This window comes from Micromonospora sp. NPDC049891 (genome assembly GCF_040660295.1).
In the GTDB taxonomy this organism is placed as follows: Bacteria; Actinomycetota; Actinomycetes; order Mycobacteriales; family Micromonosporaceae; genus Micromonospora.
On sequence record NZ_JBFAML010000048.1, the window covers coordinates 1 to 23900 of the forward strand.

General features: G+C 71.3%; 25 protein-coding genes and 4 tRNA genes. 3 read left to right on the forward strand and 26 right to left on the reverse strand.

Translation table 11 applies throughout. The features are described from left to right. Nucleotides 1–140 precede the first annotated feature (140 nt). From rplL to AB0I71_RS31420, 17 genes are all read right to left on the reverse strand, one after another. Complete coding sequence (gene rplL, locus AB0I71_RS31340; protein ID WP_357590833.1) at nucleotides 141–530, reverse strand: 50S ribosomal protein L7/L12; 390 nt, start codon at nucleotides 528–530, stop codon at nucleotides 141–143. Nucleotides 531–585: 55 nt separating this feature from the next. After that, nucleotides 586–1131: a 50S ribosomal protein L10 gene (rplJ, locus tag AB0I71_RS31345; protein WP_013735964.1), complete on the reverse strand. Its 546-nt coding sequence runs from the start codon at nucleotides 1129–1131 to the stop codon at nucleotides 586–588. Between the two features lie 379 nt (nucleotides 1132–1510). After that, nucleotides 1511–2200 carry a hypothetical protein gene (locus AB0I71_RS31350; protein ID WP_357590835.1) on the reverse strand — a complete coding sequence of 230 codons (690 nt, stop codon included), beginning with the start codon at nucleotides 2198–2200 and terminating at the stop codon, nucleotides 1511–1513. Further along, nucleotides 2197–2985, reverse strand: a complete 789-nt coding sequence (locus AB0I71_RS31355) for an ABC transporter ATP-binding protein (RefSeq protein WP_357590837.1) — start codon at nucleotides 2983–2985, stop codon at nucleotides 2197–2199. The genes AB0I71_RS31350 and AB0I71_RS31355 overlap by 4 nt, the downstream gene beginning before the upstream one ends. A 74-nt stretch (nucleotides 2986–3059) precedes the next feature. Continuing rightward, on the reverse strand, nucleotides 3060–3776 hold the full coding sequence (rplA, locus tag AB0I71_RS31360; protein WP_357590840.1) for a 50S ribosomal protein L1: 717 nt from the start codon (nucleotides 3774–3776) through the stop codon (nucleotides 3060–3062). An 83-nt stretch (nucleotides 3777–3859) separates the two neighbouring features. Next, nucleotides 3860–4291, reverse strand: a complete 432-nt coding sequence (gene rplK, locus AB0I71_RS31365) for a 50S ribosomal protein L11 (protein WP_093403591.1) — start codon at nucleotides 4289–4291, stop codon at nucleotides 3860–3862. A gap of 198 nt (nucleotides 4292–4489) precedes the next feature. Further along, nucleotides 4490–5212 carry a transcription termination/antitermination protein NusG gene (nusG, locus tag AB0I71_RS31370; protein WP_357590842.1) on the reverse strand — a complete coding sequence of 241 codons (723 nt, stop codon included), beginning with the start codon at nucleotides 5210–5212 and terminating at the stop codon, nucleotides 4490–4492. Between the two features lie 38 nt (nucleotides 5213–5250). Beyond that, complete coding sequence (gene secE, locus AB0I71_RS31375) at nucleotides 5251–5640, reverse strand: preprotein translocase subunit SecE (RefSeq protein ID WP_357590844.1); 390 nt, start codon at nucleotides 5638–5640, stop codon at nucleotides 5251–5253. 211 nt (nucleotides 5641–5851) lie between these two features. Continuing rightward, nucleotides 5852–5924: transfer RNA gene (locus AB0I71_RS31380), tRNA-Trp, on the reverse strand. Nucleotides 5925–6050: 126 nt separating this feature from the next. Continuing rightward, a complete protein-coding gene (locus AB0I71_RS31385) occupies nucleotides 6051–6443 on the reverse strand; it encodes a MaoC family dehydratase (RefSeq protein WP_357590846.1) in 393 nt (130 codons plus the stop codon). Nucleotide 6444: 1 nt separating this feature from the next. Continuing rightward, nucleotides 6445–6891 carry a MaoC family dehydratase N-terminal domain-containing protein gene (locus AB0I71_RS31390; protein ID WP_357590848.1) on the reverse strand — a complete coding sequence of 149 codons (447 nt, stop codon included), beginning with the start codon at nucleotides 6889–6891 and terminating at the stop codon, nucleotides 6445–6447. A 122-nt stretch (nucleotides 6892–7013) separates the two neighbouring features. Further along, the gene (gene rpmG / locus AB0I71_RS31395) at nucleotides 7014–7181 is read right to left on the reverse strand and encodes a 50S ribosomal protein L33 (protein ID WP_093403583.1); all 168 of its coding nucleotides are present in this window, start codon (nucleotides 7179–7181) and stop codon (nucleotides 7014–7016) included. A 133-nt stretch (nucleotides 7182–7314) separates the two neighbouring features. After that, nucleotides 7315–7387: transfer RNA gene (locus AB0I71_RS31400), tRNA-Met, on the reverse strand. 25 nt (nucleotides 7388–7412) lie between these two features. Then, nucleotides 7413–7485 (reverse strand) — tRNA-Thr (locus tag AB0I71_RS31405). Between the two features lie 92 nt (nucleotides 7486–7577). Then, complete coding sequence (locus AB0I71_RS31410; protein WP_357590850.1) at nucleotides 7578–10103, reverse strand: bifunctional diguanylate cyclase/phosphodiesterase; 2526 nt, start codon at nucleotides 10101–10103, stop codon at nucleotides 7578–7580. A gap of 38 nt (nucleotides 10104–10141) precedes the next feature. Beyond that, the gene (locus AB0I71_RS31415; RefSeq protein WP_357590852.1) at nucleotides 10142–10315 is read right to left on the reverse strand and encodes a hypothetical protein; all 174 of its coding nucleotides are present in this window, start codon (nucleotides 10313–10315) and stop codon (nucleotides 10142–10144) included. A 656-nt stretch (nucleotides 10316–10971) separates the two neighbouring features. After that, nucleotides 10972–11055, reverse strand: a tRNA-Tyr gene (locus AB0I71_RS31420). Between the two features lie 149 nt (nucleotides 11056–11204). Between AB0I71_RS31420 and AB0I71_RS31425 the strand changes: the two genes are divergently transcribed. Then, the gene (locus AB0I71_RS31425; RefSeq protein WP_357590854.1) at nucleotides 11205–11699 is read left to right on the forward strand and encodes a YajQ family cyclic di-GMP-binding protein; all 495 of its coding nucleotides are present in this window, start codon (nucleotides 11205–11207) and stop codon (nucleotides 11697–11699) included. A 31-nt stretch (nucleotides 11700–11730) separates the two neighbouring features. Here AB0I71_RS31425 and AB0I71_RS31430 read toward each other — a convergent pair whose 3' ends face one another. The 9 genes from AB0I71_RS31430 to AB0I71_RS31470 form a co-directional block, all read right to left on the reverse strand. Next, on the reverse strand, nucleotides 11731–12201 hold the full coding sequence (locus tag AB0I71_RS31430; protein ID WP_357590856.1) for a GNAT family N-acetyltransferase: 471 nt from the start codon (nucleotides 12199–12201) through the stop codon (nucleotides 11731–11733). 354 nt (nucleotides 12202–12555) lie between these two features. Next, nucleotides 12556–13815: an MFS transporter gene (locus AB0I71_RS31435; protein WP_357590859.1), complete on the reverse strand. Its 1260-nt coding sequence runs from the start codon at nucleotides 13813–13815 to the stop codon at nucleotides 12556–12558. A gap of 454 nt (nucleotides 13816–14269) precedes the next feature. Next, complete coding sequence (gene htpX / locus AB0I71_RS31440) at nucleotides 14270–15145, reverse strand: zinc metalloprotease HtpX (protein WP_357590860.1); 876 nt, start codon at nucleotides 15143–15145, stop codon at nucleotides 14270–14272. Between the two features lie 136 nt (nucleotides 15146–15281). Further along, nucleotides 15282–16754 (reverse strand): proton-conducting transporter membrane subunit, encoded by a 1473-nt coding sequence (locus tag AB0I71_RS31445; RefSeq protein ID WP_357590862.1) that lies wholly within the window; start codon nucleotides 16752–16754, stop codon nucleotides 15282–15284. 76 nt (nucleotides 16755–16830) lie between these two features. Then, complete coding sequence (locus AB0I71_RS31450) at nucleotides 16831–18369, reverse strand: NADH-quinone oxidoreductase subunit M (protein ID WP_357590864.1); 1539 nt, start codon at nucleotides 18367–18369, stop codon at nucleotides 16831–16833. A 76-nt stretch (nucleotides 18370–18445) separates the two neighbouring features. Continuing rightward, nucleotides 18446–20392 carry an NADH-quinone oxidoreductase subunit L gene (locus tag AB0I71_RS31455; RefSeq protein WP_357590866.1) on the reverse strand — a complete coding sequence of 649 codons (1947 nt, stop codon included), beginning with the start codon at nucleotides 20390–20392 and terminating at the stop codon, nucleotides 18446–18448. After that, nucleotides 20389–20796, reverse strand: a complete 408-nt coding sequence (nuoK, locus tag AB0I71_RS31460) for an NADH-quinone oxidoreductase subunit NuoK (RefSeq protein WP_357590868.1) — start codon at nucleotides 20794–20796, stop codon at nucleotides 20389–20391. The genes AB0I71_RS31455 and nuoK overlap by 4 nt, the downstream gene beginning before the upstream one ends. After that, nucleotides 20793–21389 carry an NADH-quinone oxidoreductase subunit J gene (locus tag AB0I71_RS31465; protein WP_357590870.1) on the reverse strand — a complete coding sequence of 199 codons (597 nt, stop codon included), beginning with the start codon at nucleotides 21387–21389 and terminating at the stop codon, nucleotides 20793–20795. The genes nuoK and AB0I71_RS31465 overlap by 4 nt, the downstream gene beginning before the upstream one ends. Beyond that, entirely contained in the window at nucleotides 21386–22021 is a 636-nt protein-coding gene (locus AB0I71_RS31470; RefSeq protein ID WP_357590872.1) for an NADH-quinone oxidoreductase subunit I, read from the reverse strand. The genes AB0I71_RS31465 and AB0I71_RS31470 overlap by 4 nt, the downstream gene beginning before the upstream one ends. A gap of 95 nt (nucleotides 22022–22116) precedes the next feature. Between AB0I71_RS31470 and AB0I71_RS31475 the strand changes: the two genes are divergently transcribed. Beyond that, nucleotides 22117–22689 carry a Uma2 family endonuclease gene (locus tag AB0I71_RS31475; RefSeq protein ID WP_357590874.1) on the forward strand — a complete coding sequence of 191 codons (573 nt, stop codon included), beginning with the start codon at nucleotides 22117–22119 and terminating at the stop codon, nucleotides 22687–22689. Between the two features lie 110 nt (nucleotides 22690–22799). Further along, a complete protein-coding gene (locus tag AB0I71_RS31480; protein ID WP_357590876.1) occupies nucleotides 22800–23837 on the forward strand; it encodes a glutathione S-transferase C-terminal domain-containing protein in 1038 nt (345 codons plus the stop codon). The last annotated feature ends 63 nt before the right edge of the window (nucleotides 23838–23900 follow it).

A 23900-nucleotide genomic window follows, 5' to 3' on the forward strand; every position in this document is an offset into this window, starting at 1 on the left:
GCTGAACTACGCCGTCGGGCTGGCCGCCTTCCAGCTCTTCTTCATCCCCACCGGGATCATGTACTGGCTCGCCGCCCGCACCTCGCCGAAGGTGGTGTGTCCCGGCTCAGCCGAGCCGGGACGGCCAGGTGGTGCTCAGGTCACTTGAGGGTGACCTTGGCGCCCTCGCCCTCGAGCTTGGCCTTGGCCTTGTCCGCGGCCTCCTTGTTGACCTTCTCCAGGACCGGCTTCGGGGCGGCCTCGACCAGGTCCTTGGCCTCCTTGAGGCCCAGGCCGGTCAGCTCGCGCACGACCTTGATGACCTGGATCTTCTTGCCACCGTCGGCGTCAAGGATGACGTCGAACTCGTCCTTCTCCGGCTCGGCCTCGGCGGCGGCGCCACCGGCAGCCGGGCCGGCCATCATCATCGCGGCCGGAGCGGCGGCGGTGACCTCGAAGGTCTCCTCGAACTGCTTCACGAACTCGGAGAGCTCGATCAGCGTCATCTCCTTGAACGCGTCGAGCAGCTCGTCGGTGCTGAGCTTCGCCATGTCTGGCGTCCTTTCCTAATGGTTCATACTAAGAACGTGGTGCGCCGGCGCGGTCTCAGGCCGCCTCGGCGCCTTCCTTCTCGCGCTTGTCCTGCAGGGCGGCCGCCAGGCGGGCGGTCTTCGACAGCGGGGCCTGGAACAGGGCCGCGGCCTTGCTCAGGTTGCCCTTCATCGCGCCGGCCAGCTTGGCCAGCAGCACCTCGCGGGACTCCAGGTCGGCGAGCTTCGTGACCTCGGCCGCGGAAATGGCCTTGCCCTCGAAGACGCCGCCCTTGATGACGAGCTTCGGGTTGGCCTTCGCGAAGTCGCGAAGGCCCTTCGCCGCCTCGACGACGTCGCCCGAAACGAAAGTCAGCGCGGTAGGACCGGTGAACAGCTCGTCGAGGCCGGAGATGCCCGCGTCCGCCGCGGCACGCTTGGCCAGCGTGTTCTTGGCGACCGTGTAGCTGGTCTCCTTGCCGAGCGAGCGCCGCAGCTGGGTGAGCTGGGAAACCGTCAGACCGCGGTACTCGGTCAGCACGGTGGCACCCGCGCTCCGGAAGCTCTCGGTCAGCTCTGCGACGGCCGTGGCCTTGTCGGCCCGGATCGGCTTGTCCGCCATGTCCCTCCTCTCTCGTTGCTCGAGGCTGGTCACCGTCACAGGCGAGCGCCTGTGACGGGGCGGAGGTAACGCGGCAACAGAAAAGCCCCGGCGCAGGGCGCACGGGGCGAGGACGGCGCAATCAGGTGGTCGGCGGACCACAGGATGCTGCCGATGTCGCTTACCGCCCTGCGCGGGTCGCCCGTCTTCGCGGGACCTTCGACCGTGCCTAGGCACGGTGACCAGCGGTCTCTGGGTGGAACTTCGCCCATCAGGCTACGCGACACCTGTGGTGACCGCCAAATCGCCCCCGGTGCGCGCGGCCGGCGACGGCCGCCACCTGCCGGCCGATCGCCGCGGCGGAGCCAGGAACGTCGCGAAGTCGCGGCGCGGCTCGGCCCTAGGCGCGCCGGGAGCGGGCCCGGGCGTAGCCGGTCAGCACCACCGCCGCCCAGGCCAGCGCCCACCCCGTCAGCAGCAGCGCGGTCGACCAGGGCAGCGGTCCGACAAGCGCCCTGGCGGTGGGTAGCAGCGGCGGCGCCAGCCACGGTGCTATCGACTTCGAGAAGCCGAACACCAGTGCGCCGACCGCGCCGAGGGTGAGCACCGCCACACCGTATCCGGCGCTGCGGGTGATCACCCGGCTGGCCAGCGCGCCCAGGGCCACGGCCGCCGGCAGGGCGAGCAGATGCGCCCAGAGACCGAGCGTCACACCTGCGGGGACCGACCGCTCACCGGGCAGGCTCGGACCGGTCACCCCACCGACCAGCCAGGGGAAGACCAGGGCGATCATCACCAGACCGAGGCCGGCCACCGCCGCGGCGGCCAGGCCGGCCGCCTGCTCCCGCGCCGGGCCCACCGCGACCAGGGCCAGCCGGCGCTGCACGTCCGGCTCCACGTCCAGCAGGATCTTGGTCTGCCAGGCCAGCACGGGAAAGAGCACCACGGCCGACACGCCATAGGCCTCGGCGGGCTGGGCCCGACCGCCGCCGTACAGGATGCCGAGGGTGAGCAGGCCGGCCAGGACCGGTGCCAGCGCCCGTCCGGTACGCAGGAAGCCGGCCAGCCGGAACCGGACCAGGGCGGTCACCGGGCCACCTCGGACGGCGGTCCCGCCCCCGGCCGGGTGGCCTCGGGTGGTGCGCCCTGGCCGCGTACCCGCAGGACGTGGTGGCCCTCGGCGCGCAGGCGGGCGACGGTGGCCGGCAACTGCCCGACCGGGACCTCCAGCTCGACCACCGCGACCGCCGCCTCGTCCGACGGGGCCCGCTCGACCACTGCCGCGTCGGCCACCGTCCACTCCCGCGCGCCGGGCAGCCGGACCGTCTCCCCGCGGTGGTCGCTGACCAGCACCGATCCGCCGTCGGTCAGCACCTCGTCGACAAGTTGCGGGACCAGCTCGCGCGCTGCGGCATCCAGGCCCTCCCAGGGCTCGTCGAGGACGAGCAGGCCGGGCGGACGCAGCAGGGCCTGGGCCAGACCGACCTTCTGGGCGGTGCCCTTCGACAGCTGGGAAAGCCGGGCCGTGCGGAACGGACCGAGCCCCAGCCGGTCGAGCCAGCGCCGCACCGTCCGGTCCGCCTCGCCCGGGGACAGCCCGGCGACCCGGGCCATCGAGGTGAGGTAACCGTCGACGGTGAACGGCTGGTCGGCCGGAAAACGCTCCGGCACCCAGCCCACCACCGACGGCCGGTCGAGCACCCGGCCCCGGGACGGCCGCAGCACTCCGGCCGCGAGCTGGAGCAGGGTCGACTTGCCGGCACCGTTGCGGCCGAGCACCACCACCGCCTCGCCCGCCGCGACGCGTACCGTCACCTGCCGCAGCACCCACGGCCCGCGCCGGTTGTACCGCAGCCCGACGTCCTCCAGCCACATGCCGCGAGCCTGCCACACCGGACAGACGAACGCGGCCCCGCCACGAGTGGCGGGGCCGCGTCGGTGCGTCGTGCTCAGCTGTCGGCCGAGCCCTCCTGCAGGTTCTTCACCACGTTCGGGTCGACCGGTACGCCCGGCCCCATCGTGGTGGTGAGGGTGACCTTCTTGAGGTACTTGCCCTTCGCGGCCGACGGCTTGGCGCGCAGCACCTCGTCGAGGACGGCCGCGTAGTTGTCGACCAGCTGGGCCTCGGAGAACGAGGCCTTTCCGATGATCAGGTGCAGGTTCGAGTGCTTGTCCACCCGGAAGGTGATCTTGCCGCCCTTGATGTCCGAGACGGCCTTGGTGACGTCCATGGTCACCGTGCCGGTCTTCGGGTTCGGCATCAGACCGCGCGGGCCCAGGATCCGCGCGATCCGGCCGATCTTGGCCATCTGGTCGGGCGTGGCGATCGCCGCGTCGAAGTCCAGCCAGCCACCCTGGATCCGGGCGACCAGCTCGTCGGTGCCAACCTCGTCGGCACCGGCGGCGACGGCCTCCTCGGCCTTCGCGCCGGCGGCGAAGACGATCACGCGGGCGGTCTTACCGGTGCCGTGCGGCAGGTTGACCGTGCCGCGGACCATCTGGTCCGCCTTGCGGGGGTCGACGCCGAGGCGCATCGCGACCTCGACCGTGGCGTCGAACTTGACGGCGGTGCTCTCCTTGGCCAGCTTGACGGCCTCGACGGGGGTGTAGAGCTTCGACCGGTCGATGGCCTCGGCGGCCTTGCGGTAGCTCTTGCTGCGCTGCATGTTCTGTCTGCTCCTGTGGTCTCTGGCGGGCCGCGGTGCTCGCGCGCCCTCCCACGATCCGTACGGGTCGGTGGTGGCCGACGTCAGTCGGTGACGTTCAGGCCCATCGACCGGGCGGTGCCGGCGATGATCTTCTCAGCCTGGTCGAGGTCGTTGGCGTTGAGGTCGGCCATCTTCTTCTCGGCGATCTCCCGCAGCTGGGCGCGGGTCACCGAACCGACCTTCTGCGTGTGCGGGACGCCCGAGCCCTTCTGCACACCGGCGGCCTTGATCAGCAGCCGGGCGGCGGGCGGGGTCTTCAGCACGAAGGTGAAGGAGCGATCCTCGTACACGCTGATCTCGGCGGGGACGATGTCGCCCCGCTGCGACTCGGTCTGCGCGTTGTACGACTTGCAGAACTCCATGATGTTCACGCCGTGCTGACCGAGCGCGGGACCAACCGGCGGTGCCGGAGTGGCCTGGCCCGCCGGCAGCTGAAGCGTGAACGTCTTGACGAGCTTCTTCTTCGGAGGCATGTCTCTTCCTGGGGCTTGGAACTGGGAAAGGTTCACACGACACCGCCGTCGGGGCGCGCACGGTCAGCGCGCATGCGACGGCGGCGACGTTCTAGGGTAGCGCAGACCTGGATCCCGGCAGCCACGGAGGTTGACCCGGGCGGGTGAACCGGACGAACGACGACCGGCGGCGGTTGCCCGCCGCCGGCAGCCGACGAATCAGATCTTGGCGACCTGGTTGAAGTTCAGCTCCACCGGCGTCTCCCGGCCGAAGATCGACACCAGCACCTTCAGCTTCTGCTGGTCGGCGTTGATCTCGCTGATCGTGGCCGGCAGCGAGGCGAAGGCACCGTCGGTGACCGTGACCGAGTCGCCGACCTCGAAGTCGAGGACCTTGACCTCCGGCTTGGCCTTCTTCTGCTCGGTCTCGACGGCCGGCGCCAGCCACTTGAGCACCTCGTCGAGGCTCAGCGGTGCCGGGCGGTCGGCCCGGTCCGTGGCGCCGACGAAGCCGGTGACCCCGGGAGTGTTCCGAACACAGGAGTAGGACTCCGCGGTCAGCTCCATCCGGACGAGGATGTAGCCGGGGAAGACCTTGGCCTGCACCTGGGAACGCTTGCCGTTCTTGACCTCGACCTCTTCCCGGGTCGGCACCTCGACCTGGTAGATGTAGTCCTCCATGTCGAGGGACGTGATCCGGGTCTCGAGGTTGGTCTTGACCTTGTTCTCGTAACCGGCGTACGAGTGCACCACGTACCAGTCGCCCGGCGCGTAGCGCAGCTTCTGCCGCAGCTCCGCGACCGGGTCGAAGTCCTCCTCGGGAGCGGGCTCGGTCATGGCGAACTCCGGCTCGTTGGCGGCCTCGACCGACTCGTCACCAGCCGCCGTCGCCACCGTGGACTGCTCGTCCGGGGTCTCGGCGGTCTCGTCGTACTCAGGCACGCTTGCTCACTTCCGTCACTATCGCACGTGTCAGCCGGTCAGCTGGGGTTGCCGAAGACCCACAACACGCCCTTGGCGAAGCCGTAGTCGAGGACGGCCACGATCGTCAGCATCACCGCGACGAACGCGATCACCACCGCCGTGTAGGTCAGCAGTTCCTTGCGGGTCGGCCAGATGACCTTACGCAGTTCGGCCACGACCTCGCGGATGAAACGCGCGATGCGGCCGAACAGGCCCACCTTGTCGGCGTCGGTACGCGTCTTGCGGCCGTCGGCGGAGTCCGCCACGGCCCGCGAGCGGGTGGCGGTGCCACCCCGCGAAACCGGCTCGTCCGCGTCGGTGGCGTCGTCCTCGGCGCTTTCGTTGACGACCTCGTCGTTCAGGCGCTCGTCGTCGGCGTCCTCGCCGCGCCGCTTGTTGTCGGCCACTTCGCCCTCCGTCGCGGGATGTCGGTGTCGCACGCGGTGCGCGTGCGCGGCGTTTGGTCACGCCGGCCGGACCAACCGTCCCGGGACGGGCCGCGGCCGGCGGATCAACCGGGTGGGCCCGATGCCTCGGAACCTCCCCGCCGATGCCACCACCACGGGCCGGACGCCACCAGAAGGCGGCGCGACCCACGGAACGGTCAGGCCTGAGGCGCAGGGGTGACAGGACTTGAACCTGCAGCCTGCGGTTTTGGAGACCGCTGCTCTGCCAATTGAGCTACACCCCTGTGCGGCAACGCTCGCCCCACCCGGTCACACGACCAGGCAGGGGTCACTTGCCCCACGGCGGACCAGTGTACGGGTACCGACCCGACTTTCCCAACCGGTCTACCCGACGCGCCGCCCGGTGCCGGTCAGCCGGCCCGGCGCACGGTGGCCCGCGCCTGCGACAGCACCTTCTCACCGTGGCAGGTGGCGGTCACGTCCAGCCTGGTCAGACCCGCCTCGGTCACTTCCCGGACCACAGCGGTCACCACGATCTCGGTGCCGGCGTCGTCGTCGGGGACCACCACCGGGCGGGTGAACCGCACGCCGAAGTCGACCACCGCGTCGGGCGAGCCGGCCCAGGTGGTGACCGCCCGACCGACGAGCGCCATGGTGAACATGCCGTGGGCGATCACCCCGGGCAGGCCCACCTTGGTGGCGAACCGGTCACTCCAGTGGATCGGGTTGAAGTCGCCCGAGGCCCCGGCGTAGTGGACCAGGTCCGCCCGGGTCACCCGGAACGTCTGGGTGGGCAGTTCCACGTCAGGCCTCCCCGCGTACGACGAGCTTGGACCAGACCGCGACCACCGACTCGCCGGCGGTCGTGCTGACGTCGGTCCGGGTGGTCAGGAACTCGTGACCGCCACGGCTGGTGATGTCCTCCACGGTGTTGACACAGACCAGCTCGTCGCCGGCCACCACCGGCCGGGTGTACGCGAACCGCTGGTCGCCGTGGACCACCCGGCTGTAGTCGATACCGAGCGCCGGGTCCTCGATCAGCTGACGACTGGCGGCCATGGTGATCACAACCGGAAACGTCGGCGGCGCGACCACGTCCGGGTGGCCCAGCGCGCGGGCGGCCTCCGGGTCGTGGTGGGCGGGATCGGTGGCGCCGATCGCCGTCGCGAACTCACGGATCTTCTCGCGGCCCACCTGATAGGGGGCGGTCGGCGGATAGGTCCGGCCGACGAAGGACTGGTCCAGGGGCATGCCGCGAACCTACACGCAAAGCGCGAACGCCGATCCGAGCGGTCGGCGACGGCTCAGGCCGCGCCGTCCGTCCGGACCGGCGATCGTGACACGTGCGGAGCCGGGCATCGGCCCGGCCGGGTTCAGCGCGTCTCGCGGTGCAGGGTGTGCCGCCCGTCCCGGGGGCAGAACTTCTTCAGCTCGATGCGGTCCGGGTCGTTACGACGGTTCTTGCGCGTGATGTAGTTGCGCTCCTTGCACTCCACACACGCCAAAGTGATCTTCGGCCGGACATCGGTCGCCTTCGCCACGGCGGAGTGCCTTCCTCGCTAACGGATACAACTACGGCGCTAAAGACTACGCGCCACCTGGTCGGACACGCAAAGCGGGCGCCTGTGGCGCCCGTCCCACCGACCACCGGAGATCCTCCGGGGCGGACGAGAGTAGCGGTGGCCGGACTTGAACCGGCGACACAGCGATTATGAGCCGCTTGCTCTGCCATCTGAGCTACACCGCCGCGGTGGGCCCAGCCGGACCCTCTGAGCCCCCTTACGGAATCGAACCGTAGACCTTCTCCTTACCATGGAGACGCTCTGCCGACTGAGCTAAGGGGGCCTGCGCGATCACTCGGTGCCCGCGCAGAGGTAAGAGTACACGGCCCCACCCTGCTGGTGAAATCGGATCCCCAGGGACGCCGTACGCCCAGCTCAGGGCACCACGCGGAGCCTCGGAAGCTCGCTGCTGGAGATCGACTCCGGGTCGATCTGAGCGCCGAACCACGCCTCCAGACGCTCGAACGGCAGCGGGCGGCTGAACAGGAAACCCTGGCCGACCTCGCACCCGATGTCCTGGAGCAGCTCCAGGGTCAGCTCGCTCTCCACCCCCTCGGCCACCACTGTGAGCCCGAACTGCTGGGAGAGGGTGACCACGGCGTTGACGATCGCCAGGTCACCCGGATCGGTGGCCATGCCCTGGACGAAGGAGTGATCGACCTTCACCTCGTGCACCGGCAGGCGGCGCAGGTGGGCCAGCGAGGAGCTACCGGTGCCGAAGTCGTCCACCGAGAGCCGTACGCCCAGGTCCCGCAGCCGGCGCAGAGTCGGGATCGGACGCTCGGTGCCGTCCAGCACGCCGGCCTCCGGAATCTCCAGGGTCAGCAGCTGCGCCGGGACGCCGTACTCCTCGAGCAGTTCCCGAACCTGCTCGGGGAAGTGCTGGTCGGTGAGCGTACGCGCGGAGAGGTTGACCGCGACGGCGAGGGACTGGCCGCCGTGCGCCCAGTCCCGGCTGTGCCGCAGCCCCTCCCGAAGCACGAATTCGGTGAGCCGTCCGAGCTGGCCGGTGTGCTCGGCCACGGCGACGAAGTCCGCCGGAGTGACCGAGCCGTGCGTCGGATGCTCCCAACGGGCCAGGCACTCGACCCCGATGAGCCGCCGGTCCCGCAGCGTCACCTTGGGCTGGTAGTAGACCTCCAGCTCGCCGTTGTCGAGAGCGTTGCGCAGGTCCCCGGCGAGGCCCAGCCGGTGCAGCGACCGCGACTCCAACGCCGGCGTGTACAGCTGCACGCTGCCCGGAACCGCCTTGGCCGCCGTCGCGGCCACGTCCACCCGTTGCAGCAGCGTCGCCGGGGCGTCGCCGTGATCCGGGTGTACGACCACCCCGACCGCGGTGTCCACGTCCAGCGTGAGCGAGTCGAAGACCATCTCGTCGCGGATCTGTTCCCGCAACTGGCCGGCGAGCTCCACTGCCGCCTCGGCGCTCTCCAGCCGCAGGGTCACCAGGAACTCGTCGCCACCGGCCCGCCCGACCAGCGCGGCCGACGGCACGCAGCCACGTAGCCGGTCGGCGACCTCGACCAGGACCTTGTCCCCCGCGGCGTGGCCGAGCGCCTCGTTCACCTGGCGCAGCCGGTCGACGTCGAAGAGCAGCAGCGCGACCACCTCACCCGGAGCCCGGATCCGGACCGCTTCGGCCAGGGCACCGAGGATGCGGCGACGGTTGGGCAGTTTCGTGAGCGCATCGTGGTACGCGTCGTGCCGCAGCCGGTCGACCAGGCGGGAATTCTCCAGCGCGACGGCGGCGTGCGCGGCGACCGTCTCGAAGACGGGAACGTCGGCCGGGGCGAAGTTCCCCACGTCGCTGAGGCGGTTCACCACCTCGATCGTGCCGATGACCACCTGCCCGGAGCGCAGCGGTACGGCGATGACGTCCTTGACCTGCCGACGGGCCAGTTCACGTCGTAGTTCCAGGTCACCACCGAGCAGCCGCCCGGACGCCAGCGTCTGGCCGGATTCCAGCGTGCGCTGCCGGATCAGCGCGGGGGTCTGCGCCACGTCCAGCAGACCCTGGTCGTCCAACCGGGCAGTGAGCAACACCTCCGGGTGGCGGCCCTGGGCCGGCAACCACAGCGTGGCGTACTCGGCCTGCATCAGCGCCCGGATCCGGCCCAGCAGGATGTCGGCGAGGCTCCCCTCCGCACCGGCACTGGCCATCGCCCGGGTCAGTTCGTACATGTCGCCGAGCGTGCGGTGCTGCCGAAGGAAGCGCGAGTAGGACCGGTAGAGCAGGGCGCCCGCGATGGTGATCGCCCCCAGCAGCAGGATCGACCACAGGGTGCTGGCCAGGGTGATGAGGATCAGCAGGCCGACCGCGAGATTGAGCGCGGCGGTGAGGAAGACCTGGACGGCCGTACCCGCCGTCTCCCGGGAGCCCTGCCAGCCCTGCAGCAGGGTGATCACACCAACCACCGCAGCCAGGCTGATCAGGCTGTTCGCCGTGATGGCGACGAACAGGACCGCCCAGGTGCCAGGGCCGACTCCGTCGAACGGCAGAGCCGCGGCCACGACCAGCCCTGCGACCGAGACGCCGGCGGCGTCCCTCGCCACGTTGAACCAGAGCTTCGGTGGCGGGTAGCGGCGGTACGCCTGCGTGATGATCGCTGCGACGGTAGCGATCATCACGACCAGCAGCGGGCTGAGGCTGTAGAACGCGAGGACCAGCGGTATCTCGGTGAGGGTGACGACAACGGCCTGCCGGCGTACGACGAAGCTCAAGGTCGGCACGCCCGCGACGACCATGACCACCAGTAGGAGCGCCGCCAGGAACAGATCCCGCTCACCGAAGTCGGCGGAGAAGACCAGGATTGCGGTGCTGGCCACGGCCAACGCCGCGAGGGGTGCGGTGATCAGCCAGGCGGACGCGATAGGGCGGCGTGGTGCCCCTCTAACCGGCACGCGAGGGCCCCCTCACAGGTTCGCCGAGTGCCTACTGGTCAGCGTGCGATTGACGCGACCGCGTCGCCAGGTGCGGGAGCGCCCCATTCGATCCCGTTGGCGGTGAGCGGTGCGTTGCCCCACTCGATGCCGATGAGCTGCACATCGCCGAATCCGACCAGGGCGGCACTCACCGCAGCGAGCATGGTGGTTGCCGCGATTGCGGCAAGCACACGATCACTCCTTCGACGAGACATCGGGAGTACTCCTGCCTGCGGGGGGTGTAGCGACGGGCACGCCGATCGTGCCACAGCCCGAGCAGCCGGGAAAGCGGACGATCGGGCATGCCCCAGCCCCCGTACGTGCGATCTTGCCGTCGTCGGCTGATCCCAGGGCCACTCACGTCACAGCCACCCCTCGGTGGATGCACAAAACGACAAGCCTCGCGATCAGGGATTACCGGTCGGAACTCGCGAACCGGTGAGCCGCCTGAACGCCGCCCTATCCACTCTTGCCGCTACACGGCCACTGGTCAACGGTCAACCAGTCACGAAGTTGGCGGACACCCGACACCGACGGCAACAGGGACGTATGTCGACCAACCGGCACCCGTGGCCGAGGGCTCGGCGCAAACCGCCGCGACGATGTGTCACCGCAGGGGCCGAAGCGCGGCCCGCACCTCGGCGGAGAAGAGGACCATTCCACTGCCCGCCGGGCATAGAGGAACATCGAATGGATCTTCGTCCGCCGGTGTCGACCACACGTCCTGCGAGTCGTTTGGCGGGCTTTCGAATGTCTGCTCGGCCCGGTGACCTCGGCCCGACCGAGCTAGCTGAACGACAACGGCCCCCGATCAGCATCTCTGCTGGTCAGGGGCCGTTGTCGCACCTGGTGGCGGGTAGAGGATTCGAACCTCTGTAGCTTTCGCGACGGATTTACAGTCCGCTCCCATTGGCCGCTCGGGCAACCCGCCAGGGCGTACCACCGCACCGTGGCGCGGCGGCGGAAGCAAGGATAGCGGCTCCACCCGCTGCTGCCGCAACCGGGTACCGTCAGGGAGTCGCACCCCTGGGCAACCAGGGCCAAAGGATCACAAACCAGCCCGACAGCAGGAGCATGAGTATGGCAGCGAACCCGTCGTTCGACATCGTGAGCAAGGTCGATCGCCAGGAGGTCGACAACGCCCTCCGGCAGGCGGAGAAGGAGCTCGGGACGCGGTTCGACTTTCGGGGCACCGGGGCCGCGATCTCCTGGTCCGGCGAGGAGGCGATCAGCCTCCAGGCGGAGACCGAGGAGCGGGTCCGGGCCGCGCTGGAGGTGTTCAAGGAGAAGCTGATCAAGCGGAACATCTCGCTGAAGTCGCTGGACGCGGGCGACCCGCGCCCCTCGGGCAAGATCTTCAAGATCGACGCCAAGGTGATCCAGGGCATCGACCAGGACAAGGCGAAGGCGATCAGCAAGAAGATCCGCGACGAGGGCCCCAAGGGCGTCCAGGCCCAGATCCAGGGTGACCAGTTGCGCGTCACCGGCAAGAAGCGGGACGACCTTCAGGCGGTCATCGCGCTGCTGAAGGCCGAGGACTTCGGCGTGGCCCTCCAGTTCACCAACTACCGCTGAGCCGGCCACCTCCGCCGACTTCGCTCGTGGTTCAGTCGTCGGGCCGGTGTCGCAGCCAGACGTACGGCACGGGTTGGGCCTGGTTCCACTCATCCGCCTGCTCCGACGGCACCGGTTCGAAGCCGGCGGCGGTGTAGCACCGCAGGGCCGGAGTGTTGTCGGGGTGCGACCGCATCAGCACCGCCGGCTGATGCTCCCGGGCCAGGGTGGTGAGCAGGGTGACCATCCGGCGGCCCACGCCCCGGCCACGGTGCGCCGGGGCCACGATCAGGCGGGCCAACTCCACCTCGGCCTCGTCCTCGTCGAGCCACAGCTCGCCGTACCCGACCGGTTCTCCGTCGACGAGCGCGAGGTACGCGAGCACGTCGGGCTCGGCGCCCCAGCGCGTGACGTCCTCCGATGTCACCCGGTCGCGTGAGCACCAGCGGCGACTCTCCTCCGGAGAGGTAGCCCAGCTCGCCACGACGGCCGGGTGGGTCGGGCCCAGCACGGTCAGTTGCATGCTCGCCTCCTCGGCGCGCGAGGCTACCGCCCACCGCCGGCCGGGGAAACCGGCTTTCCGCCGCCGGCCGGGCCGGCCCCGACCGTCGGATGAGCTCGCCGCGGTTCAGCGCGTCGAGCAGGACGAGGAGCAGCCGCGCCGGGCCCGAGTTGGTCCCGGAGGACCGCCGCCAGGTCACCAGCGTCGTCTCGGGCGGGTCCACCGCGCGGAGCACGTCTTCGGGCGCCCGATCAACGGGTGAAGATCAGGAGCAGAACCACCGTCAGGATCGCGCTGACCAGAACCGAGCCCAGGCAGCCGATCCGGTTGGAGAAGAAGAGGAACATCTGGCCGTCGTACCCACGATGAGTCGGGTCAGGCCGCGGCGGGCTGCTCGGTCCGCACGGCGGTGGCCTCCGCGCGGGCGATGGGGCCGGCGGGTAGCGCGGCGACCGCCGCCCCGACGGCGACCGCCGCCCCGGCGAACAGGAAGGCCCAGGGCACGCCGCCGGCATGGTCGACGATCAGACCGGAAACCGCGCCGCCGACCGCGCTCGCACCGACCGACATGGTCACCACCCAGGTGTACGCCTCGTTCAGCATGCCGGTTGGCGAGATCCGCCCGACCAGGGTGTTCTCCAGGGTCAGCGCGGGAGCGATGACGGCTCCACCGACCAGCAGGGCGGCACCCAGCGCGACCGGCGTGGGCATCACGGCGAAGACGGCGAAGCTGCCGGCGAGCCCGGCGAGCAGCCAGGCGAACAGGCGGGTCATGTTGCGTGCCGGCCGGCGGACGCCGAACCAGAACCCGCCGATGGCGCTGCCGACCCCCCACACGGCCAGCAGCACGCCGGCGAGGCTGTTCGGGTCGTCCGGGCTGTAGCGGGTGGCGAACGCCGGTACTGTCACCCCGGCCGCCCCGAAGGCGATGCCGATGCTGGCCACGCAGAGCAGCAGCGCCGGGAAGCCGGCGACCCGTAGCGGGCCGAGGCCACGGGCGTGGTGTTCCCGGGAGTGCGGGCGCCAGCCGCGCATGGCCTGACCGAGCGCCACCGACAGGGTGCCGATCAGGGTCACCACCGCGGCACCGATGAGCGCCGCGCCGGCGTCGGCGACCAGCACGAACCCGGCCACCAGCAACGGGCCGAGCACGAAGACGATCTCGAACAGGGTGGTTTCGGCGGCGAGCGCGGTGTTGCGCAGGTGGTACCGGCCGGAGTCGAAGCTGGTCAGATCGTTCCAGGCGCCCCGGATCGCGGCGGTCATCGGCGGGAACGTCCCACCGGCCACCGCCGAGGCGATCAGGACCAGCGCAAAGGGAACGGCGTCGGCGCGGGCCGCCCAGAGCAGCCCGATCAGGGCGAGGGGGTGGGCGATCGCGGTGCCGAGCAGCACCGGGGTGGGACCGATCCGGTCGGCGATCCGGCCGGCCACCGGGCTCAGGGCCGCGCCGAAGAGGGCGTAGCAGCCGCCAGCCACGGCCGCCAACGAGTAGCGTCCGGTCACCCCCTCGACGACCAGCAGCAGCGCCAGCGGCGTCATGCCGATCCCGAGGCGTCCGATGATGCCGGTGATCAGCAGGGTCGGTGCGCCCGGGATCTGCCAGACAGCCAGATACCGGCGCAGCCCAGCCACAACGGACCTCCATGAGATGTAATGAGCGAGACTCGGTTAGACCCTAACGTCCCGCGCCCGACCGACGAGCCGGTCCGGGCCTGTGGCGGCGCTCACCCGGCACCCGCCCACCCGACGCCGGGCGCCGGACGACGGGCGCCGGACGCCGGGCACCCTGCCGGCGAGCCGGACGGCGAGGGTCGAGTGCGGTGGCCGCACGGCTGCGCCCCGCTCCCGGGATGCCGCAATCTGCCCGATCGGGCGGCCCAGAGCGGCCGACATACCGCAACTCGCGCCGCCTTCGGCCCGGGACGACGCCGCCCGCGCCGGACGGCGGGCGCGGGCGGCGAAAGTGTCGATCGGGCAGCGGCGGTAGCGCAGCAGACCAGCTCGGCCGGCGCCGGTCGCGCACCGGACCAGACGGGCCGGCGGCGGTCGGGTACCGCGCCAGGTGGTCGACGCCGACCCCGGCGGATCAGCGCTGGTGGCGCACCGGACCCATCTGGGTCGCCAGTTGCTCGAGCCGGGCGACACGCTGCTCCATCGGCGGGTGGGTGGCGAACAGGGCGGCCACCCCGCCACCCCGGAACGGGTTGGCGATCATGAGGTGCGCGGTGCTGGTGAGCTGGCCCTCGGCCGGCAGCGGCCGCCGCTGGGCACCCATGTGGATCTTCCGTAGGGCACTGGCCAGCGCCAGCGGGTCCCGGGTGAGTTCGGCACCCGAGGCGTCCGCCTGGAACTCGCGGCTGCGGCTGATCGCCAGTTGGATGACGGTGGCGGCGATCGGCCCCAGGATGATGGTGAGCAACAGGACCAGCGGGTTCGGGCCGTCCTCGTCGCTGTTGCCGCCCAGCGGGATGAACAGGGCGAGGTTCGCCAGCATGGTGATGATGCCGGCCAGGCCGGCGGCGACGCTGGAGATGAGGATGTCCCGGTTGTAGACGTGCGACAGCTCGTGGCCGATGACGCCCCGCAGCTCGCGGTAGTCGAGCAGTTCGACGATGCCCTGGGTGACGCAGACGGCCGCGTTCTGCGGGTTGCGCCCGGTGGCGAACGCGTTGGGCTGGGCGGTCGGGCTCACGTAGAGCCGGGGCATGGGCTGCCGGGCCTCGGCGGCCAACTCCCGAACCATGTGGTAGAGCTCGGGGAACTGGGCCTCACTCACCGGTTGCGCCCGCATCGAGCGGAGTGCCAACTTGTCGGAGTAGAAGTACGTGACGCCGTTCATCACCAGCGACACGAGTACGGCGATGACCAGGCCGCCGCTGCCGCCGAACCAGTAGCCCACCGCCAGGATCAGCGAGGTGAGCAGGCCGAGCAGCGCGGCGGTCTTCAGACGGTTGTGGTGCACGATCACTCCTTCGGTGCACGGATGCCTGGATCCGCTGACCGGTACAACACACTGGTACCCGTCAACCATCCGTCTCATGACTGAGAGTTACCTGAGCGACGTTCACCTGCGGGAATGGCACGTTGACAGCCCAGGTTCAGCTTCCGGCGAGATCGAGCACGACCTGCGGCGCGAAACCGACGGCCAAGGCCACCACCGTCGCCACCGCCAGCGCCACGGCCACCGCGCGGGCCGGCCGGACGACGGGGGCCGTGACGTCACCGACCGGGGCGTAGAGCAGCGCGGCGGCGCGCAGGTAGTAGGCCAGGCCGATGACCGCGTTGACCGCCACCACCAGGGCGAGCCAGCCCGCGCCGCCACCGAGCAGCGACCGGACCACAGTCACCTTGGCGAAGAGTCCGGCCAGTCCGGGTGGCAGGCCGGCGAGGCCGATCAGCGCGAACGCCAGCCCGGCACCGACCCACGGGTGCCGGCGGGCCGCACCGCGCAGGTCGTCGAGGCTGCCACCGTCCGCGCCGGCCGGGCGCAGAGCCACCACACCGGCGAAGGCGGCCAGTTCCAACAGCACGAAGAAGACGGCGTACGCCAGAGCGGCGGCGTACGCGGCGGTGCGGGTGTCCGCGTCGGCGGTCAGCGCCAGCGCGCCGAGCGGGGCGAGGATGTAGCCGGCCTGCGCCACCGAGGACCAGGCGAGCAACCGCACGGTACGCCGCTGACGCAGCGCCACCAGGTTGCCGACGGTCATGGTCAGCACGGCGACCACTGCGAGCACCGGTCCGGTCACCTCGGGCGGCAGCGCGTGCCGCACCACCGCCAGCAGGGCGATCACCCCGCCGAGCTTCGACGCGGTCGACAGGTACGCGGCCACCGGCAGCGGCGCCCCGTCGTAGGTGGCCGGCGCCCAGGCGTGGAACGGCACCGCCGCCACCTTGAACGCCAGTCCCGCCACCACAAGCGTCACCGCGACGGTGGTCAACGGCAGGTCGAGCAGCGCCTCGTCGGCGAGAAGGATACCCAGCCGTTCCAGGTGCAGCCCGCCGGTGACCGCGTAGAGCAGCGCGGCACCGAGCAGGGTCAGCGTGGTGGCGACCACACTGACCACGAAGAAGGTCACCGCCGCCTCGGCACTGGCCAGACTGCCCCGGCGCAGCCCGACCAGCACGTACAGCGGCAGGGTGAGCACCTCCACCGCCACGATCAGGGTGATCAGGTCACCGGCCGCGCCGAGCACCACGCCGCCGGTCATCGAGCAGGCGAGCAGGAAGCAGTACTCCCCCACCGGGGTGTTCCCGGCCCGCAGCAGCGGCCCGGACAGCGCCAGTACCCCGAGGACGAGCAGCGCCACCAGCGCGGCGACCAGGGCGGCCCGGCCGCCGAAGACGTACGAGCAGTCGGAGCCGACGCAGAAGGTACGTCGTTCGGCCCCGGAACCGACCGCCGCCGCGCCGACCGCGGTGGCGACCGCCCCGCTGGCCGCCGTGACCACGGTGGCCAGCGGTCGGGCCAGCAGCAGGTCCACCAACAGCACCAGCACCGCCGTCCCGGCGGCCAGGTACGCCGGCAGCAGAGCCACGTGGTCGACGGCCTGCACCAGACTCGGCTCGCTCATCGCGCCACCTCGCTACGTTCGGCGCCGCGATGAGGCACCACCGCACTGAGCCGAATGACTCGCTCGCTGCGCTCGGTCATCGCAGCACTCCCACCAGGGCCTCGACCGGGGCTTCGGCGACGCCCAGCACGAGCGTCGGGGCCAGCCCGACGGCCAGCGCGAGCAGCACCAGCGGCGCCCAGGCGACCAGTTCGGCCCCGGCCAGCCCGGGGCTGAGCGCGGCGACCGCCGGGGTGGGCTCGCCGTGGGTCACCCGCCGCAACAGCCGCAGCAGGTACGCCGCCGTGAGCGCCCCGCCGATCGCGGCCAGCACCGCCAGCGTGGTCCACAGCGCGCCACCGGACTCGACGGCGGCGACCACGGCGAACGCTTCGCCCCAGAAGCCGGCCAGCCCGGGCAGCCCCAGCGAGGCGACCGCCGCGAAGGCGAGCAACCCGGACAGGCGTGGTGCGGTCTCCCGCAGCCCGGACAGCTCGCTCAACGCGCCGGTGTGGGTACGGTCCTTGATCGCCCCGGCCAGGAAGAACAGCAGACCCGTGATGATGCCGTGGGCGACGTTGCCGATCAGCGCCGCCTGGATGCCGGTGGCGGTGAGCGTGGCGACCCCGAGCAGAACGAACCCCATGTGTCCGACGCTGGAGTAGGCGATCAGGCGTTTCAGCTCGGTCTGGGCCAGGCAGACCAGGGAGCCGACCAGGATGGCGGCGACGGCGAGCACACCGAGCACGGGTGCCGCCCACCGGGCACCCTCGGGGGCCACGCCGACGGCGACCCGGATCAGACCGTAGGTGCCCATCTTGAGCAGCACCCCGGCGAGCAGCACGCTGCCGACCGTGGGTGCCTGGGTGTGCGCGTCGGGCAGCCACGAGTGCAGCGGCCACAGCGGACTCTTCACCGCGAAGGCCAGCGCGAGCAGGGTGAAGGCGGCGAGCTGGGTGGTGCGGGACAGCTCGGCGCCGCCGGTCAGCGCCACGATGTCGGCGGTGCCGGCGGCGGCCACCACCACGTACACCCCGACCAGCAGCAGCACCGAACCGAACAGGGTGTAGAGGGCGAACTTCCGCCCCGCCCGTCGCCGCGCGTCGAGCGACGCCGGGTCGGTGCCGTCGCCTCCCCAACCGACGATGATCGCGTACATCGGCAGCAGGACGACCTCGAAGAAGAGGAAGAACAGCACCAGGTCGAGGGCGAGGAAGGTGCCGAGGATGCCGACCTCGACGACCAGCAGCAGCGCCACCAGGGCCCGGCCGTCGCCTCCGCCCGGCACCCGCCAGAGGCTGTAGCCGCAACAGAGCAGGGTGAGCAGGGCGGTGAGCACCACGAGCGGCCAGGAGATGCCGTCCACGCCCAGGTGGAAACGCAAATCCAGCCCCGGCACCCAGGGCCTGTCGACCGAGTGCCAGGGACGCACCGCCCCGGCGGCACCCGGCGGCGCGTACGCCGACCAGCCGGCCGCTCTCCCGCCGACAAGTGCCACCGCCGCGACGAGGGTCGTCGCGGCGGCCACGGTGCCCACGATCCGCGCCGCCCGGTCGCGGGGCATGGCCGCCACCGCCAGCGCACCGAGCGCCGGCACCGCGAGCACCGAGACCAGCAGGAACTCCCCGGCGCTCATGCCGCTCCTCCGCTGCGCTGCGGGTCGGCATGAGGCACCGAGACGCTGACCCGATGACTCGCTCGCTGACGCTCGCTCATGCCGTCGCTCCGATCAGGGCTGCGGCCAGGCCGATGAGCAGCGCGCCGGCCAGCACCGCGGCGGCCGCCCGGGGCAGCGCCGCCCGGTGCAGGACGCCCAGGCCGCCGCCGAGGGCACGGGCGGCGCGTCCGGTGCCGGTCACCGCACCGTCGACCACCCGTTCGTCGGCGGTGCGCGCCATCCGCGCCACCGCGGTCGTCGGTCGTACGACAAGGGTGTGCTGCACGTCGTCGAGCCGGAACGCGCGGGCGAAGACCGGCCGCAGCGGACCGAGCGCCGTCGCCGGGTCGGCGCCGTCGCCGCGCCGCCAACCGACTCCCGCCAGTCCGGCGCCGAGCCCGAGCAGTGCCAGCGGCAGCAGCACTGTCGGGGTGAGGTGGATCAACCCGTCCGACGGCAGCAGATCCGAGACTGCGTCGGACCCGACCGGCGCAGTGGACTGCAGTTGGCGGGAGAACCAGCCCGGGAAGCCGGCCAGGCCGAGCAGGGCCGCCGGTACGGCCAACGCCAGCACCGGCCAGCGGAGCACGGCGGGCGGGTCGTGCGGCGGGTGCGCCAGCGGGGTGCGGGGCGTACCGAAGAAGGTGCGCAGCAGCAGCCGGGTGGCGTACCAGGCGGTGACGGCGACACCGACAAGCCCGGCGAGCCAGACCAGCCAGCCCACCCAGGCCGGTGCCGGACCGTCGCCGTGCAGGGCGGCCTGCTCGGCGGCGGCGAGCACCCCCTCCTTGCTCCAGAAGCCGGACAGCGGTGGTACGCCGGCCAGCGCGCCGAGCCCGACAAGCGTGCACCAGAAGGTCACCGGCATGCTGTGCCGCAGCCCACCCATCCGGGACATCAGCGTGGTGCCGACGGCGTGGATCACCGCGCCGGCGGCGAGGAACAGCAGCGCCTTGAACGCCGCGTGGGTGAGCAGGTGGAACAGCGCGGCCGGCGGGGAGCCGACGGCGAGTGCGCCGGTCATGTAGCCGATCTGCGAGACCGTCGACCAGGCGAGCACCCGCTTGATGTCGTCCTGCGCGGTGGCGGCCAGCGCGCCGAGCAGCAGCGTCACCGAGGCCATCACGCCGAGCACGACGAGCGCGGTCGGGGTGGCCTCGAAGAGCGGCCACAGCCGGGTGACCGCGTACACGCCGGCGGCGACCATCGTCGCGGCGTGGATCAGCGCGGAGATCGGGGTCGGGCCGGCCATCGCGTCGGGCAGCCAGGTGTGCAGGGGGAACTGGGCGCTCTTGCCGGCCACTCCGGCGAGCAGCAGCAGGCAGGCCGCGGTGAGCGTGGCGCTGCCGTGGTCGTGGGCGAGCACGTCGGCGATCCGGAAGCTGCCCGCCGAGACACCGAGCAGGGCGATGCCGAGCAGGAAGCCGACGTCGCCGACCCGGGTCACCAGGAACGCCTTCATGGCGGCGGCCGGCGCCTCCGGCAGCCGCCGGTCGTGGGCGATGAGCAGGTACGAGCAGAGCCCCATCACCTCCCAGCCGACAAGCAGCAGGATCAGGTCCCCGGAGACCACCACCAGCAGCATCGCGGCGGTGAAGAGACTGACCTGCGCCGCGTACGGCGGGTAACGGTGGTCGGGTTCGTCCGGCGGCCCCTGCCGGAGGTAGCCGGTCGAGTAGATCTGCACGGCCAGGGCGACAGCGGTGACCGCGACGGCGACCAGGGCGGCGGCGCCGTCGAGACGTACCCCGAGGGTGACGGTGATCCCGCCCAGCTCGATCCAGGTGGTCGAGGACTCGACCGGGCCGTCCAGGGTGACCAGCAGGGCCACCGCCAGGGCGAGGGCGCCGGCCGCGCCGGCCACCCCGAGGACTGCGGCGACCCGGCGGGCGGTCGCCAGGCCGATTGTCGCGCCGTGCGGTGACGGTGGCAGCAGCAACCCGGTCAGGCCGGCGAGCAGCGGTACGGCGGGCAGCAACGCACCGAACGTCGTGGCGCTCACCGCAGTCCCTCCGGTTCGACTCCGGCGGCCCGGGACGCCCCGCCGCTCGTCGTGGCGGACACCGGTTCCCCGGCGTCGCCTCCAGCTTCCCCAGCGTGCCGTTCGGCCAGGGGAATCTCGTCGACGGCGACGCTGGCGCGCATCCGGTAGAGCTGGAGGACGATCGCCAGTCCCACCCCGATCTCGGCGGCGGCCAGCACGATCACGAAGAGCGCGAAGACCTGCCCGCCGTGCGGCAGCACCGCCCGGGCCGTGGTGTCGGCGGTGACCAGGATCAGATTCACCGCGTTGAGCATCAGCTCGACGGCCATCAGCACCAGCACCGCGTTGCGCCGCCGCAGTACGCCGTACACGCCGAGACCGAACAGCAGCGCGGCGGTGACGTACGGGATGACAGGTCTCACCGCGACCGCCCCCGATCGCCCGCGGCATCGTCCCCGGCGCGGTCGGCGGGCCCGTCAGCGGCCTCCGGGCGGGCAGCGTCGGTGGTCTTCGGGCGGGGGGCGCCGATGTCGGGGCGGGACAGCACGATGGCGCCCACCAGCGCCGACAGCAGGAGTACCGACAGCACCTCGAAGGGCAGCACCCAGCTGCTGAAGACCTGCTCACCGATGCGCTCGGCGTTACCCGCCTCGGGTAGCTCCACAGTCGTCCAGCGGTACGCGTCGACAAGCAACGCCGCCAGCCCGAGCCCGGCCCCACCGCCGATCAGCGCGGCCGGCCAGCCGGGACGGTCCAGATCGTCCGAGGCACCGATCGGAGCGCGGGTCAGCATCACGGCGAACAGCAGCAGCACCACCACCGCGCCGACGTAGATCAGCACCTGCACCCAGGCAACCAGTTCGGCGGCGAGCACGAGGTACATGCCGGCCACCGCGCCGAGGCAGACGACCAGGTAGAGCCCCGCCCGAACCAGGTGCCGGGTGCCCACCACAAGCGCCGCCGAGCCGACCGCCACCGCGCCGAGGGCGAGCAGCAGCACGTCCACCCCGGTCACGCGGACGTACCTTCGTCGTCGGCGGGGGGTGGCGCGGGTCGACGCTCGGGGCGTACCGCCGGGGTGGTCGGGCGGGCGGCGGGCGCGCTGGGCACGGCGGCCTTGCGCGCGGCGGCGGTCTCCTCCTTGGCCGGCTCGCCGTTCGGGTCGTGGGCCGGGGGCGGCGGCACCGTCGCCATCCACTCACCCAGGTGGTCCTTGTCGTGCAGCAGGTCCTTGATGTCGTACTCGGCGTACTCGAACTCCGGCGACCAGTAGAGCGCGTCGAAGGGGCAGACCTCGATGCAGATCCCGCAGTACATGCAGAGCGAGAAGTCGATGTCGAACCGGTCGAGCACGTTGCGCTGCCGGGCCCGGGCGGCCCCCGGCACCGCCACCTCCTCCTTGTGCGAGTCGATGTAGATGCACCAGTCCGGACACTCGCGGGCGCAGAGCATGCAGACCGTGCAGTTCTCCTCCAGCAGCGCGATCACCCCACGCGAGCGGGGCGGCAGCTCAGGGGCGACGTCCGGGTACTGCGCCGTGGTGGAGCGTTTCGTCATCGTCTTCAGCGTGACGGCGAGCCCCTTGACCAGGCCGCTGCCGGGCAGGCCGGTCGCCTCGCTTCGCTCGCGCTCGCTCATGCCGAACATCCTGCCCTGTGGGCACGGCGCGCGCGACCACCACCCGGGGGTAGCCGGTAGTACGGTGGCCGCGGGGAGAACGACGCACCGGAAAGGACCCGTCAATGACCGCCGCGCTGCACGACGACAACCCGGCGCCGGGCGAGTGGACGACGGACGCCCTCGACCGCCTGCCCGACGACGGCCGCCGCCGTGAACTCCTGGACGGACAACTGATCGCGTCGCCCTCCCCCACGCGACTGCACCAATCCCTCGCAATGCTGCTCGGCGCTGCCTTGCAGGAGACCTGCCCCGCCGAATTCGACGTCACCCAGGGGGTGTCGGTGCGGATGTCCCGCACCCGGTCCCTCATCCCCGATCTGCTGGTCACCGAGCTGGACGCCGCCGCCCGCAACCCCTCGTCCTACCTGCCGAACGAGGTCATGCTGGTGGTGGAGATCGTCTCGGAGGGTTCGCGCAGCATCGACCGGGTGCTCAAGCCCGCGCTCTACGCCGAGGCGGACATTCCCTTCTTCTGGCGGATCGAGACCGAGGCGGGGATCGTGGTGCACGCCCACCGGCTCGACCCGGTGAAGCGCGTCTACGTCGAGCACGCCCGGATGAGCGACGGCATCCTGCTGGCCGACCCGTGGGAGATGGACATCCCGCTCGACCGGATCACCCCCCGCTCCCGCTGACTGCGTCGGCGGTCGCAGCGGCCCGTGGCCGTCTCGCCCGCCCGCCGGGCCGACCACATGAAGATCCGCCATGATGGGACCGAGGACGACTCGGCACATCTGGGGGCGACATGGGCGAGGACGGCAAGGGCACCGGCGGCAGGTACGTCGAGCCGGGCGAGTTCAAGCGGGACCAGAACTACATCACCACCCGGATCACCGCGGACGGACGGGACGGCTATCCGGTCGAGCCGGGGCGCTACCGGTTGGTGGTCAGCCGCGCCTGCCCGTGGGCGAACCGTCTGATCATCGTGCGCCGGCTGCTCGGCCTGGAGGACGCCATCTCGATGGGCGTCGCCGGTCCCACGCACGACGCCCGGAGCTGGACCTTCGATCTCGACCCGGACGGGCGGGACCCGGTGCTCGGCATCGAGCGCATCCAGGACGCCTACTTCGCGCGCTACCCGGACTATCCCCGGGGCATCACCGTGCCGGCCCTCGTGGACGTACCCACCGGACAGGTGGTGACGAACGACTACGCCCAGATGAGCCTGGACCTGTCCACCGAGTGGACCGCGTACCACCGCCCCGGTGCTCCGCAGTTGTACCCGGAACACCTGCGGGCCGAGATCGACGAGGTGAACGCGGCGGTCTTCGCCGATGTCAACAACGGCGTCTACCGCTGCGGCTTCGCCGGCAGCCAGGACGCGTACGAGCGGGCGTACCGGCGGCTGTTCGACCGGCTCGACTGGCTCACTGAGCGACTGGCCGGGCAGCGTTACCTGGTCGGCGACACGATCACCGAGGCCGACGTACGGCTGTTCACCACGCTTGTCCGCTTCGACCCGGTGTACCACGGCCACTTCAAGTGCAACCGGCAGAAGCTCAGCGAGATGCCGGTGCTGTGGGCGTACGCCCGGGATCTGTTCACCACGCCCGGTTTTGGTGACACCATCGACTTCGACCACATCAAGCGGCACTACTACGAGGTGCACCGGGACATCAATCCGACCGGCGTGGTGCCACTCGGCCCCGACCTGTCGAACTGGCTCACCCCGCACGACCGCGAGGCGCTCGGCGGCCGCCCCTTCGGCACCGGCACCCCACCCGAGCCCCCCACCCCCACCGAGCGGGTCGACCCCACCCACACCCCCCTCCCCATCCCCTAGCCCGCGCCCACCCCCACGCGATCTCGGTGTTGATCAAGAAGTTTTCGTCAGGATCCGCGCGGA